This is a genomic window from Pseudomonadota bacterium (assembly GCA_034189865.1).
Classification (GTDB): Bacteria; Pseudomonadota; Gammaproteobacteria; order UBA5335; family UBA5335; genus JAXHTV01.
This window is the reverse complement of sequence record JAXHTV010000046.1, coordinates 1-13,633: the sequence shown is the minus strand read 5'-3', so window position 1 is coordinate 13,633 and position 13,633 is coordinate 1. Positions and strand designations below refer to the sequence as shown.

Here is a 13,633-nt window from a genome sequence, read left to right as displayed (position 1 = left end):
GTGGTTCCGGCCAATCCGAGCCTTTCTCGGCCTGCAACAACTGCCGCGCACGGGCGTTGCCTTTGACCACCAGGGCACGATCGATATCGATCAGCGCCATCGCTTCCGGTGCCAGCTCAAAAGTGGCTTCATACAGGCGATTGCGTTCAAGGGGGATCTCAGCGGCTTTGGCTGGGCCGTTTTTATTCGCCGTCATGGCGCGCGATCGCGTTGCTGGACACTGTTGTCATTAGTTCCACCCACAGTGCTTCTAGGTATACGCCCAATGTGGCAAGCGAACAGTCAATCCAAAAGGCTACCGTCGGATCGGCTCACTCCCGGGTCTAAATCATAATTGTCGGTTGATTCATCATTTGATCGACGGATTGTATTGCACTCGAACAGTAGAAATATGGCCCTGTTTTGGCAGTTCGACAAGCGAATGGAGCGCTTGAAAGATATGCTTACACGACGCGTACTCCGGCAAGGGAACTGTCACACCGGGTTGTCTGCGCAGTCAATCGGACCGCAGTCTTAAGGTCAATTGAATCCGGGACGAGAACATCCAGAAAAGTGGGCTGTTAGGCTGACTACATGGCCAATTTTTGACGTTTCCAGAGAAGAAAGACTGCGGGCACCACAAGTAACGTCAGGATGATCGCACTGCTCATCCCACCGAGCATGGGAGTGGCAATTCGGCGCATGACTTCAGCCCCGGTGCCGGCACTGAGCATGATTGGCAACAGGCCGGCAAATACAGTCACTACCGTCATCATGATCGGTCGAACGCGCAGTAGCGCCCCTTCAACGATGACTTGGTGCAGATCCGAAAGTTGAAGTTTTTCTCCTTGCTCGCGCCGCGCCGCGATTCGCTGTTCGAGAATGAGATTCAAATAGACCAGCAGCACCGTCGCCAATTCTACCGATACGCCCGCTAGAGCGATGAATCCGACTCCAACGGCGACCGACAGATTGTAGTCCAAAAGATACAATGCCCAGAATCCGCCAATTAACGCCAGGGGCAGAGAAGAGATCACAATCGCCACCTCTTCCCAGCGACCAAAGTTCAGATAAAGTAAAAATACAATAATGCCCAGCGTGACGGGCACGACCAAGCGCAAACGCGACATTGCGCGAACCATATACTCGTACTGTCCGGACCACGAAATGGCGTAACCGGGTGGTAGCTCCACACTTTCGGCCACCGTCTGCTTGGCAGTTTCGACGTAAGAACCGATGTCGCGGCCCCGAACATCCACAAATACCCAGCCCGTAGGGCGAGCATTTTCGCTCTTGATGACCCCCGGACCGTCAACGATTCGAACGTCCGCGACCTGGCTCAGGCTAACCTGCGCACCGACGGGGGTGACGATGGGTAGATCCCGTAGCTTAGCGAGCGAATCGCGACTTTCCCGTGTGTAGCGCAGGTTAATGGGATAGCGTTCCAGACCTTCGATGGAATTGCTGACGTTCATTCCGCCGACCAAGGTGCCGATGACGGCTTGCACGTCACGGATGTTCAGACCATATCGGGCGGCTTTTTCCCGATCGATCTCCACTTCCAGGTAACGACCGCCGACGACCCGTTCCGCATACACCGAGGCGGTGCCAGCGAGGGGTTTTAGTGCCGTTTCCAGTTTTGCTCCGATATCTTGGATGGTTATCAGCTCCGGCCCGCTGATCTTGATGCCTACGGGCGTTTTGATACCGGTGGATAACATGTCGATTCGGGTTTTGATGGGCATGACCCAGGCGTTGGTTAGACCCGGCAGGTCCAGCCGCCGGTCCAGTTCATCGATGAGGCCCTGAAGATTCAGACCCGGCCGCCATTGCTCACGCGGTTTGAGCCGAATCACCGTCTCCATCATGGTCAAAGGGGCAGGGTCGGTGGCCGTTTCGGCTCGACCTATTTTGCCGAATACCTGCTCCACCTCGGGGACCGTACGTATCATTTTGTCGGTTTGTTGAAGCAATTGCCGGGCTTTATCTGCCGAGATTCCCGGGTCGGTCGTGGGCATATACATCAAGTCACCCTCATACAATTCCGGCATGAATTCCGAGCCGAGTTGCGAGATGGGCCAGTACGACGCGATGACCAAAATACCGGCAGCAAATATCACCGCCCATGGTGCGCGTAGCGCCCAGTTGAGGGCCGGACGATAGATCGCCGTTAATATCCGATTGAGAGGATTCCGCGTTTCCGGTCGAATGTGGCCCCGGATGAAATAACCCATCAGGACTGGAACCAGCGTGACCGCCAGTGCAGCGGCTCCGGCCAGGGCGAAAGTCCAAGTCAGTGCCAATGGGGAGAACATTCGGCCTTCCTGTGCTTCCAAGGTGAACACCGGCGCAAAACTCAAGGTCATGATGAGCAGGGAAAAAAACAACGTGGGACCGACTTCTCCTGCAGCCTCGTTAACCATTTCCCAGTGATCGGTTTTCGCCGCGTCTTGGCGCGCCAGATGCTTGTGCAGGTTCTCAATGAGAACGATGGCAGCGTCAACCATCGAACCGATGGCGATGGCGATGCCACCCAAGGACATGATATTGGCGTTGATGCCTCCGGCATTCATGATGACGAATGCGGCGAGCACACCCAAGGGCAAGCTGATCACGATGACCAGTGACGAACGTAGGTGGGATAAAAATAAGGCACATACCAGGGCGACGATGATGAATTGCAGGACAAGTGTCCATTGCAGATTGTGCACGGCTCGAAGGATCAGCCCGGAACGGTCGTAGGTTTCGACGATTTCGACGCCGTCGGGGAGACTGCGCCGCAGTTCGGCTAATTTCGCTTTGACGCCTTCAATGGTCGCCAGTGCGTTTTCACCAAAACGCATCACGACGATACCGCCGACCACTTCGCCTTCGCCGTTTAATTCCGCGATACCTCGTCGTAACTGTGGCCCAAGTCGAATGTTTGCCACGTCCCGCAAAACGATGGGCGTACCATGGACATTCTTGCCGAGTGGAATATTCACGAGATCAGAAATCCCACGGATGTATCCGGTCGCGCGGACCATATATTCGGCCTCCGCCATTTCGATGACCGAACCGCCGGTTTCCTGATTGCCGCTGCGAATAGCCGTGGTTACACGCCCGAGATCCAGGCCGTAGGCGCGCAGTCGGCTTGGATCGACGACAACCTGATACTGCTTGACCATGCCCCCTAGCGTTGCAACCTCGGAGACGCCTGGCACCGTCTGGAGTTCATATTTCAGGAACCAGTCCTGAATCGCCCTGAGCTGGGCAAGATCATGGGCCGCCGTGCGATCAACCAAGGCATACTCGTAAACCCAACCGACACCGGTTGCATCCGGTCCCAGCGCCGATCGTGCACCTTCCGGCAGACGGTCGGCAACTTGGCTCAAGTATTCCAATACCCGTGAACGGGCCCAGTACAAATCCGTGCCTTCTTCGAACAAGACATAGACATAGGAATCGCCGAAAAACGAATAACCTCGTACCGAAGTCGCTCCCGGTACTGACAAGAATGCCGTCGTGAGGGGATAGGTCACTTGGTCTTCGATGACCCGCGGCGCTTGCCCGGGATATTTCGTATGGACGATGACCTGCACATCGGAGAGATCCGGGATGGCATCCAAAGGCGTTTGGCGCAAGGCGTAGAGTCCGGTGCCGAGCAGAGCGGCTGCCAAGAGCAGAACGAGAGCGCGGTTGTGGAGTGACCAGCGGATGATATTGGCGATCACGGGCTATGCTCCGTCGAGTGATCCAGCCGGTCCAAGGCGGCATCCAGATCGGCTTCCGAGTCGATCAAAAACTGTCCGGAAACCACCACTTTCTCGCCTGGCTCAAGGCCATCTAACACTTCTGTCAGCACACCGCTTTCGATGCCGATTCGAACGGACCGTATGTCGAAACGGCCCTCACCGAGGGACACTGCGACGCGCTCTCCCCGGCGGGTTCGAATCACGGCTTCACGTGGCACGGTGATGGACTGTTCGCGGGGAGCGGCATCGATGCGAATATCGGCAAACATACCGGGTTGCAACAGCTCCTCCGGATTGGCGAAGCGCACTCGGACGCGTGCCGCCCGGGTGGTAGGGTCGAGGGTGGGATAAATGAAGTCAACCGTACCGTGACGAACCATGGTGGGGTGGTAGTCGAATCGTGCGGACACGCTTTGGCCCGGGCGGACCCAACGCGCCTGACTCTCAAACACCTCCGCGACTACCCAGACGGTGGATAAATCCGCGAGTGTCATCACCTCCGTTGCCGGAGTGACGTACATGCCCTCGCGGATGGGCAGATGAGTGACGACGCCCGGCGCTGTCGCCTTGACAGCAATCCTTTGCAGCGGGCGATTCAGCGTCCGAAGCCGTTGGATTTGCCCGGTGTCGATGGCGAGAGATGTCAGTCGTTCATGGGATGCCCGGATAAGGCTCGCCGAGCCGCTGCGGACAGCGTGTAAATACTCTTCCTGGGCATTGACGAGGGTCGGGGCGTAAAGTTCGAATAAGGTGTCTCCTGCGGCCACCGAATCACCCACGGATTTGGCGTTGAGTCGTTCAATCCAGCCCACGGCGCGTGGATGGACATGTCGCAGCGTGTCCTCGTCATATTGCACGTAGCCGACTGTTTCCAATTCACGTGCGATGTCGGTACGACGTACCTCAGCGACTCGTATGCCGAGTTGATTGATAACGGTAGGTTCGATCAGGACATCCGCCGCAGCTACCGTTTCATCCTCGTAGACCGGGACGAGATCCATGCCCATGGGGGATTTGCCGGGGCGGTCGCTGCGGTAGTCCGGATTCATGGGCGCGACCCAGTATTTGTTCTTTCGTTCACTCTTTTGCACGGCAGACTCACCGTAAGGGGCGTTAGTTGATTCTCGCCCCAACCAGATCCCGAGGCCGATCCCGGCAGCGAGGATAACCAACATGATCAGCGCCCGCGCAGTTTTCATTGGTTTTCCTCCAGGCTTGGTTGTGCCGCCAGGTAGCGCAGTCTGGTACGCGTTTTCTCCAGTTCTACCGCGACCTGCATGGCTTTGACCCGCACATCAAGTTCCGTGATTTGGGCCCGAATCAGGGCCGTGAAGTCACCGGTGTCGCTGCGGTAGGTATGCAATGCCGCGTGGACGTTTTGATGCGCTTGGGTGAGCAAGTTGCGTTCGTACAGGCGTTTGCGTTCCACCAGTTCTTCATGTCGCGCCAGGTGAACGCGGAGTTGGGCCATCAACTCACGCAGCCGACTCTGCCTCCCCAGGACGGCGGCGTCTGCCTGCGCCAGTGCCGCTTGCCGGCGGCGATCTTGCCGATTCGTGGGAAAAAGCGGCAGGTCCATGCCCACCGTAAGGGAGAGAAAATCGGGCCGTTCGCGACCGTCTGCGTTGGTACCCTCACGCAGACCATAACTCAAAGAGAGCATCCAGTCCGGTCGGTAGTCCTGATCGGCAATGGCAATTTCTAACTCGCTGCTACGGAGCCTTTGCGTTTCCACTCTAAGGACCGGGTGTTCGGGTAAAGATTGTTCCAGAAGCTTGGAATCGAGCGTGACTTCAAGTAGCGGTAACGGCCCCGACAATGGCCGACTTGCAGCTTCTTGGCCGATCCACTCGGCCAAGGCGGCCCGTGCGGCCAGCACACCGGCGTGTTGGTGCCGAAGACGATCTTTGAGCAGATCCAGTTCTAGCTGAGCGCGGATGATATCCTGGTGATTGCCACGTCCGGCGGCATACCTTTCTGTGGCGACTTCAATCAATTGGGAAAACAACGCTGTGCTATCGTTTAGCAAATTGAAGGCATGTTCTTGAAAGTAGACGTCCAACCAACTCAGACGCGTGTCCCGAAGGAGTCGGAGCCGGTTTTCCTCAGCACGGATGCGAGCCAATTCGGCGTCGGACACCAAGCGTTCGCTTGCCAGTCGACGTGTTGCCCGTTTGGGCAGCCCTTGTTGTAGTCCAACGACCAACTGGGTCATGGGCTCCCGGTCGAATGCGAAGCTATCGACCGGGAAATTGGCGAGACCCATTTTCAATTGAGGATCCGGCAGTTGTCGTTTTGCCAGCGCCGATTCGGTCAAAGATTTCGCGCGCGCTTGTTGTTGGGCGGCCCACACATCCTGAACCTCGGCGAGCTGTTCGGCCCCCGTGGCTGTCAGAACAACGGCGCCAGCGCTCGCCATTGCCGGGCCCAGCTGAAGTAGCAGTCCTATTAAAGCGGCCAGTCGCCCACAGCTTGTCATGGGTCTCCCCCGAAGATTCAGGTCGAAAGACGTAATCGGTCAGCGGCCGACATGCGCTTGGGAACTTGCCGGCGATAGCGACACGACGCCCACGGAAGCATCATATCGCGAGAGGAGCCCTGGATTCGGTCGAGACCCAATCGCGGACGGCCTCTGGATATCTTTTTTCATATCTGACCGCTTGGAGGATCAACGCAAGCCACCGCCATGAACGCAAGCAATGGTTCTGGTACGTTCATGGCGGCCTGAGTATGTTCAATGGAAAGTATCTCCGTTGCGATCGACGCGAGATCGCGATGCCGGGGCCTTACTTTCCACCTATCCCGCGACTCGCCACTATTTCGTTTTTCTATGATCGTGTAAGCGCTTGCTTTGTTCGCGATGGGAACCCATCTGATCGCCCATTTTCTGCATCTGTTCCCTGTGTTCGCTACACATGCCACTGTTACCCATCATGGCGTGCATTTGCTCCATCGCCTCGTGCATTTGTTGCATGTGCTTTTCCATCAGTTGTTGGCGTTTTTGGACATCGGTGGTTTGCCGGATCTGCTGCATCGTGGCTTCCATTTCCTGCATGCGAGCCTCCGTCGACTGATGGGCGCTCGGGGCCTGAGCCAGAGCCGAACCACCGCCGAGGGTCAACAGGGCGACTGTGAGTGGGACTGCAAAACGATTCATCGTACCTCTCCTTTGGATTAGGGGTTTCGTTTCAGTGCTTGCTTATCCGTTTGATGTCAGCGCGGACTCCACTCCAGGTTGGCGTATGCGTCATACCGCGCCTGATCGAACGTATGCCTGTTGATGTCACTTTAGGTTCTCCGCCAATTTCTCGGCGACGTCTCGAGCGGCCGCCGCAAGACCTCTAGCGACATGTTCCGGATGCTCGATATGTTCCATCCCTCTCAGGCCATAACGTGGATCGGCCGGGATATCGTTGGGCCCGGCTATGGGGATAAATCCCCCATAGGTAATGGTGGCAGCGTAGAGTACGCTCGCCTCGCCTTGTTCTTCCTTCACCTCGTGAATCACGCCTGCAGTCGGTGTTGGGTGAGCTTGGCCCGCTAACGAGACAAGTTGAGTGAAAACGCGAAGGTATGGAACGAGTGGTTGACCGTGATCCGGTGCGGTATAGCCCGCTTGCTCCACTTCGAGATGCAAGTAGAAATCCACCGGGGGGGCGGTTGGCGGATATTGTCCGAGGTATTTCCGACCGCGAATTTCTCCTGCATGGCGATGGTCCGCGACCCGTACCGGAATCACCTCATATCCCACGGCGGCAAGATCCCGGGTGATTTCCGAGGTGAGGGTTGCCGAAATACGAAAACCACTGTCGCGCACGGCTTTCGTGAAAGCATAGTTATGGCTGGCGGTATCCATTCCTTTGACCGATGCCGCGATCCCCATTCCGGCGATTCGCCCAGGCAAGGTGAAGCCGAATTGGGGGACGTCGTAGGTCTGCACGCCCGCTTTGTACAGTTCGGGTTCCATGATCGTCAATAGTCCGACCCGGGTCGGTGGTGATTCCGTCGTGCTGCCTGTTATTTCTTTCCCGGGGCCGGATGCGCATCCCACCAACAGTAAGGGAATCACGCTAAACAATAAGATCTTCCGGACCATGCCAATCTTCCTTTTATACGTTCTTTACTGGTTCACCGAAGGTGTCAAACCGGATCATCCACTCCGAACCGCCGGGCCCAATTTATTCATCTGCGTTTTCCACCTAATGTTGGATAACTGTAGAGCTGTGCGTTACGCACAGGTCAAGACTTTCGATCATTGGTTTTTGATCCGTTGACCTGTCAATAACTGATAGGTTTAGTCTTAGTAGACTTGACGGCCGGTTTGTCTCCACACACGCATGGCGGTATGCGAGTAGCGTCTTGAGGTGCCGGCAGGCCGGAGACAAAGCGAGCCATCGGGTATGGGAAGCGGTGTGAATGCTCATCTCAGGTGAATAGGAGGAAGGCTGATGCCGCAAATAACGAACGAAGCTGTTCAGGTGAAGGAATTGGCCGCACGCTACGGTGTGGCACCAGATGTCATCCGTTACTACTCTCGCATCGGCCTACTTCACCCACAACGTGCGGCGAACGGATATCGGGTTTACGGTCCGCGCGACCAACGTAACTTGCGTTTTATTATCAGGGCCAAGCGGCTCGGTTACACGCTACGAGAAATTAAAGTCTTATTGGATGAGGCCCAGAAGGGCCGTTCTCCATGTCCGTCGGCGCGGCGTATTTTGGAAAGCCGCGTCAGAAAAAACCGCCGACAATTGGATGAACTGATGAAATTACAGAACCGGATCGAGCAGGCGCTTGGCGTATGGGAAACGCTGCCGGACCGTCTTCCGGATGGCGATGCCGTCTGTCATCTTATCGAGCAAAATCTGCTCTCAGAATAAGCCGGAGTGACATCACCGCCGTCGGCACAATCGAGCCGGAGTGAGCCGATCCGCTGCTTGACCTGTAAGTAACGTACGGGTTTAGGCTGTATTTCCGTCGTCGGAAAGGCCGAAATTCTCACATGTGGCGGGGCAACGAAGAAGCCACATGGCCGAACGTTACAAGAGAGATAGTTATTTACGTGATGAGTAAGCTTTCAGCCATATGAAATTTCGACATGCAAAATTAACCCGTCGCCGTTTTGTGGCGGGGCTCGCCTCCGGCGGCGTTATCGCCGCTTATGGCAGCTTGTTACCTGCCTACGCACGCACGGCAACCTGGGGCACTGCCGCCACAGTGGCGCGCCGGGCGGGCGAGGTCATTGATCTGCACGTTCATCGAATGCCATGGCCTATCGGAGCACGAATGGGCGAGGCAGTGGGCATCAACGGCACCGTACCGGGTCCGCTGTTGCGTTTGAGAGAGGGCGAAGACCTCACTATTCGCGTCCACAACCAGCTGACGAAAGATACGTCGATTCACTGGCACGGCTTGTTGTTGCCCTTTGATATGGATGGTGTGCCGGGTGTCAGTTTCCCGGGTATCGCACCGTCGACCACGTTCACCTACCGGTTTCCGGTCCGGCAGAGCGGGACGTATTGGTACCACAGCCACAGCGGTATGCAAGAGCAGCTGGGACACTATGGCCCGATTATCATCGATCCGGCAGAGCGCGACCCGGTGGCTTATGACCGGGAACACGTGATCCTCCTTTCGGATTGGACGTTTGAGAACCCGCATCACATCCTGGCAAAACTCAAGAAGCACAGCGACTTCGATAACTTTCAAAAGCGCACGGTCCAGGATCTCCTCCGCGACGTCGAAGATCACGGCTGGGCCGCCACACTAAGGGATCGCTGGGATTGGGCCGCGATGCGCATGAGTGCTACCGACATCGCCGATGTGACGGGCCACACTTACACCTATTTGCTCAACGGCCAAGCACCGGAAAGCAACTGGACCGGTTTGTTTCGGCCGGGCGAGCGCGTGCGCCTGCGGCTGATTAACGCCGCTACTATGACTTACTTTAATTTCCGTATCCCCGGTTTGCCGCTAACCGTTGTCCAGGCGGACGGCCAAGATGTCGAGCCGGTGGAAACCGATGAGCTCCAAATCGGGGTCGCGGAAACCTACGATGTCATCGTGCGACCCACGCATGAGCAGGCCTATACCGTGTTCGCCGAGTCCCTAGATCGCAGTGGCTTCGCGCGCGGCACGCTCTCGCCCCGGTCCGGTCTCAGCGCACCGGTGCCGCCCCTGCGTGAACGCCCGCTGCGTAGCATGGTGGATATGGGGATGGCCATGCATCACATGCCGGCCGGTAAGAATACGCCGCCGGGCGAGACGGACCAACGAGGCCATGACGGTCACGCAGGTCACACCGGTCACGCGATGTCGCCGGCCGTGCATCCCATCGAGCATCAATCTCAACGTCAGCCTGGGGCTGTCGTGGCACGCCACCTACCGGACGGGCACGGGCCGGGCAACGTCAGTGTGGCTGAAGTACAGCGGGACCGCCTGGCCGAGCCTGGCACAGGCTTGGCTGATGTGCCTCATCGGGTGCTCGTCTACAGCCAGCTCCGGCGTCTGGATACCGATTTCGATTCGCGCCCGCCCACCCGTGAATTGGAGCTCCATCTTACCGGCCATATGGAACGTTACTTATGGTCCTTCGACGGCACGAAATTCTCCGATGCGGCCTCTCCGGTGGAGTTTGTTTACGGAGAACGACTGCGCCTGGTGTTGGTGAACGACACGATGATGGAACACCCCATTCATCTCCATGGCATGTGGATGGAACTGGAAAACGGACAAGGTTCGAAAATACCCCGAAAGCACACCATCAGTGTCAAACCGGCGGAGCGGCTGAGCGTGTTGATCAACGCCGATGCGCCTGGCCGCTGGGCGTTTCACTGTCACTTTTTGTATCACATGGAACTGGGCATGTTCCGTGTGGTACGGGTTTCCTGAGGGCCTGTGCATGCGAGACCCCAATAGCCTTTGCGCCTTTCTGCTGGGCTTGATTGTTTCATCACCGGTGTTTGCCGCGGCGCCGGGCGCGGGCGATGTTCCGCCGGGCTGGCCTAACCCGATCCACGACGATGCCTACTATGGTTTTCTCCTGGTCGATCGGCTGGAGGTCGCAGACAACGAGGGACCCAATACGCTGGACTGGGAGCTGGTCGGCTGGTTTGGTGGAGATTTCAACCGGCTCTGGCTGGAAGCGGAAGGCGCCCAGCACCTCGAGAGCTCCGGCGGGGAGATCGAGCGTCTCGATGTGTCATGGGGGCGACTGATTGCGCCGTTTTGGGATCTCCAATTGGGTGTTGGTACGCAGCGAACCTATGGTCCCGATGAGGACGATGAACGTCACTGGGCTGTGGTGGGTTTGCAAGGACTGGCGCCTGGAATGTTTGAAGTCGACGCCAATATTCGTTTGGATGAGGAGGGCGTTTTCGCTGCGGACCTGGAAGTCGAGTATGACCTTTTGATCACCCAGCGCCTGATGCTTCAGCCCAGTGTCGAGACCGCGATCTTCAGCGATTCCGTTGAGGAATTCGGTATCGGCGAGGGGTTGAATCGCGTTGCCCTCGGTTTGCGGTTGCGTTACGAAATTGTCCGGCAGTTTGCCCCGTACATCGGCGTGCAGTGGACACGAAGTTTCGGCGAGACGGCCGATTTCGCCCGCTCGGTGGACGAGCCCGTTTCCGAGACCAGCCTGCTCGCGGGTGTTCGTATGTGGTTTTAGGCTCTTAAGCAAGCGCCTTCGCCATCAGTCCAGCATTCACGTTCGTCCGATTGGAGGTCCATTCGCATGAACCACGAACACCACGCTCCGACGGAAACCTATGATCCGGTTTGTGGCATGACGGTCCGCGACCCGCAGCACGCGCCAGAGTGTCATCATCAAGGCCAACGTTACGTTTTCTGCTCGACCCGCTGTGCGGAAAAATTCGCGGCCGCGCCGGCGCGTTATCTCGACAGCTCGTCCGAACCGGCCGAGCAAGCGGCATCCGGATCCTACGTCTGCCCCATGTGCCCGGATGTGAAAGCGGACCATCCCGGATCGTGCCCCACATGCGGGATGGCCTTGGAGCGGGAAACGCCGGCCGCACCCGCCATGGCAACGCAGTGGACCTGTCCCATGCACCCGGAGATCGTTCGGGATGAACCGGGCGATTGTCCCATCTGCGGGATGGCGCTGGAGCCTCGCACCGTGACACTGGAGGATGATGACCACCCCGAACTGCGCGACATGACGCGCCGGTTTTGGGTCAGCTTGATACTCTCTGTGCCGGTGTTCGTCGTTGCCATGGGCGAGATGGTCCCCGGGTTCGGTACGCTGCTCTCGCGGCTGGGTTCACCCGGCTTCTGGGACGGGTTCGAGTTGGTTCTGACCACGCCGGTGGTGGCCTGGGCCGGCTCGTTTTTCTTCACCCGGGCCTATCGCTCCCTGGTCAATCGCAGCCTGAACATGTTCACCCTGATTGCGCTGGGGGTCGGCGTGGCCTATGGCTACAGTGTGGTGGCGACGCTGTTTCCGGATCTTTTCCCGGCCGCGTTTCGGGGCCACGGCGGGCGTGTGGCGGTCTACTTCGAAGCCGCCGCGGTGATCACCACGCTGGTGATCATCGGCCAGGTGCTGGAATTGCGGGCCCGCAGTCGAACCGGGGCCGCCATCCGGGCCCTGCTGGGGCTGGCCCCCAAGACCGCGCGGCGCATCGGGTCCGATGGCGCCGAGCAGGACGTGCCGCTGGACCAGATCCAGCCGGGTGATCGGCTGCGGGTCCGGCCGGGCGAGAAGATTCCGGTGGACGGCAAGGTGCTGGAAGGACAAAGCGCGGTGGATGAATCGATGATCACCGGCGAGCCCATCCCGGTGGGAAAAGCGGCGGGCGATGCCGTGATTGGCGCCACCGTGAACGGGACCGGCGCGCTGGTGATGGCGGCCGAGCGGGTGGGCGCGGATACCCTGCTTTCCCAGATCGTGCAGATGGTGGCCGATGCCCAGCGCAGCCGCGCCCCGATCCAGAAACTGGCCGACACCGTGGCGGCGTACTTCGTGCCGACCGTGGTGGCAGTTGCGGTCGCCACATTCGTGATCTGGGGCCTTTGGGGCCCGGAACCCCGACTGGCCCACGCCTTGATCAATGCCGTGGCGGTGCTGATCATCGCCTGTCCGTGCGCGCTGGGTCTGGCGACGCCGATTTCCATCATGGTGGCCACCGGTCGCGGCGCCGGGGCCGGGGTGTTGTTCAAGAACGCCGAGGCCATCGAGGTGCTGCGCGAGATCGATACGCTGGTGGTGGACAAAACCGGCACCCTGACCGAGGGCCATCCCGAACTGCTGACGGTCGAGGCAATCGGCGATGTGGACGAACAGGAACTGCTTCGCCTTGCCGCCGGCCTGGAGCAGGGCAGCGAGCATCCCCTGGCGGCCGCCATTGTGCGGGGCGCCGAAGCGCGCGGCGCTCGGCCCGGGAAGGCGGAACACTTCGAGTCGGTGACCGGCCAAGGAGTTCGCGGCCGGATTGATGGGCGTGAGGTGGCGCTCGGCAACGCCGCGATGATGGAAGCGCTGGCGGTGGATTTCTCGGCCCATCGCGCCCACGCTGAGTCCTTGCGCAGTGCCGGACAGACCGTCATGTGGGTGGCGGTGGACGGACGCTGCGCCGGTTTGGTGGGTGTGGCCGATCCGGCGAAGGAAACCACCGCCGAGGCCCTATCGGCCTTGCACCGCGAAGGACTGCGAATCGTCATGATGACGGGGGACAACGAAGCCACGGCGCGGGCCGTGGCCGAACCGCTCGGCATCGACGAGGTGATTGCCGGCGTTATGCCCGATGAGAAAGCGGCCAAGGTGCGCGAGCTGCAGTCTCAAGGCCGCAAGGTGGCCATGGCCGGCGATGGCATCAACGACGCCCCCGCCTTGGCACAGGCCCATGTGGGCATTGCCATGGGTACCGGCACGGATGTGGCCATGGAAAGCGCCGGGGTCA

The 13,633-nt window shown here is 58.8% G+C and carries 10 protein-coding genes; 4 read left to right on the top strand and 6 right to left on the bottom strand.

Translation table 11 applies throughout. The features are described 5' to 3' along the window. The 6 genes from SVU69_13200 to SVU69_13175 all read right to left on the bottom strand — a co-directional run. On the bottom strand, positions 1–196 hold a 196-nt coding region (locus tag SVU69_13200; protein ID MDY6943954.1), incomplete at its 3' end, for a hypothetical protein. Positions 197–569: 373 nt separating this feature from the next. Beyond that, positions 570–3,692, bottom strand: a complete 3,123-nt coding sequence (locus SVU69_13195) for a CusA/CzcA family heavy metal efflux RND transporter (protein MDY6943953.1) — start codon at positions 3,690–3,692, stop codon at positions 570–572. Continuing rightward, positions 3,689–4,912 (bottom strand): efflux RND transporter periplasmic adaptor subunit, encoded by a 1,224-nt coding sequence (locus SVU69_13190; protein MDY6943952.1) that lies wholly within the window; start codon positions 4,910–4,912, stop codon positions 3,689–3,691. The genes SVU69_13195 and SVU69_13190 overlap by 4 nt, the downstream gene beginning before the upstream one ends. Further along, positions 4,909–6,192 (bottom strand): TolC family protein, encoded by a 1,284-nt coding sequence (locus SVU69_13185; protein MDY6943951.1) that lies wholly within the window; start codon positions 6,190–6,192, stop codon positions 4,909–4,911. The genes SVU69_13190 and SVU69_13185 overlap by 4 nt, the downstream gene beginning before the upstream one ends. A gap of 336 nt (positions 6,193–6,528) precedes the next feature. Beyond that, a complete protein-coding gene (locus SVU69_13180; GenBank protein MDY6943950.1) occupies positions 6,529–6,870 on the bottom strand; it encodes a hypothetical protein in 342 nt (113 codons plus the stop codon). A 126-nt stretch (positions 6,871–6,996) separates the two neighbouring features. Next, entirely contained in the window at positions 6,997–7,809 is an 813-nt protein-coding gene (locus tag SVU69_13175; GenBank protein ID MDY6943949.1) for a hypothetical protein, read from the bottom strand. A 352-nt stretch (positions 7,810–8,161) separates the two neighbouring features. Here SVU69_13175 and SVU69_13170 point away from each other — a divergent pair, with 352 nt between their 5' ends. The 4 genes from SVU69_13170 to SVU69_13155 all read left to right on the top strand — a co-directional run. Further along, a complete protein-coding gene (locus tag SVU69_13170) occupies positions 8,162–8,593 on the top strand; it encodes a MerR family transcriptional regulator (protein ID MDY6943948.1) in 432 nt (143 codons plus the stop codon). A 205-nt stretch (positions 8,594–8,798) separates the two neighbouring features. After that, complete coding sequence (locus SVU69_13165; protein MDY6943947.1) at positions 8,799–10,604, top strand: copper resistance system multicopper oxidase; 1,806 nt, start codon at positions 8,799–8,801, stop codon at positions 10,602–10,604. A gap of 10 nt (positions 10,605–10,614) precedes the next feature. After that, the gene (locus SVU69_13160; GenBank protein MDY6943946.1) at positions 10,615–11,382 is read left to right on the top strand and encodes a copper resistance protein B; all 768 of its coding nucleotides are present in this window, start codon (positions 10,615–10,617) and stop codon (positions 11,380–11,382) included. Positions 11,383–11,448: 66 nt separating this feature from the next. Next, positions 11,449–13,633: heavy metal translocating P-type ATPase (locus tag SVU69_13155; GenBank protein MDY6943945.1), on the top strand; the 2,185-nt coding region annotated here is incomplete at its 3' end.

Bases quoted from the DNA above. Each gene is read 5' to 3' on its own strand.
- SVU69_13170 (MDY6943948.1), top strand. From the start codon at position 8,162: ATGCCGCAAATAACGAACGAAGCTGTTCAGGTGAAGGAATTGGCCGCA.
- SVU69_13165 (MDY6943947.1), top strand. From the start codon at position 8,799: ATGAAATTTCGACATGCAAAATTAACCCGTCGCCGTTTTGTGGCGGGG.
- SVU69_13175 (MDY6943949.1), bottom strand. From the start codon at position 7,809: ATGGTCCGGAAGATCTTATTGTTTAGCGTGATTCCCTTACTGTTGGTG.
- SVU69_13185 (MDY6943951.1), bottom strand. From the start codon at position 6,192: ATGACAAGCTGTGGGCGACTGGCCGCTTTAATAGGACTGCTACTTCAG.
- SVU69_13190 (MDY6943952.1), bottom strand. From the start codon at position 4,912: ATGAAAACTGCGCGGGCGCTGATCATGTTGGTTATCCTCGCTGCCGGG.
- SVU69_13160 (MDY6943946.1), top strand. From the start codon at position 10,615: ATGCGAGACCCCAATAGCCTTTGCGCCTTTCTGCTGGGCTTGATTGTT.
- SVU69_13180 (MDY6943950.1), bottom strand. From the start codon at position 6,870: ATGAATCGTTTTGCAGTCCCACTCACAGTCGCCCTGTTGACCCTCGGC.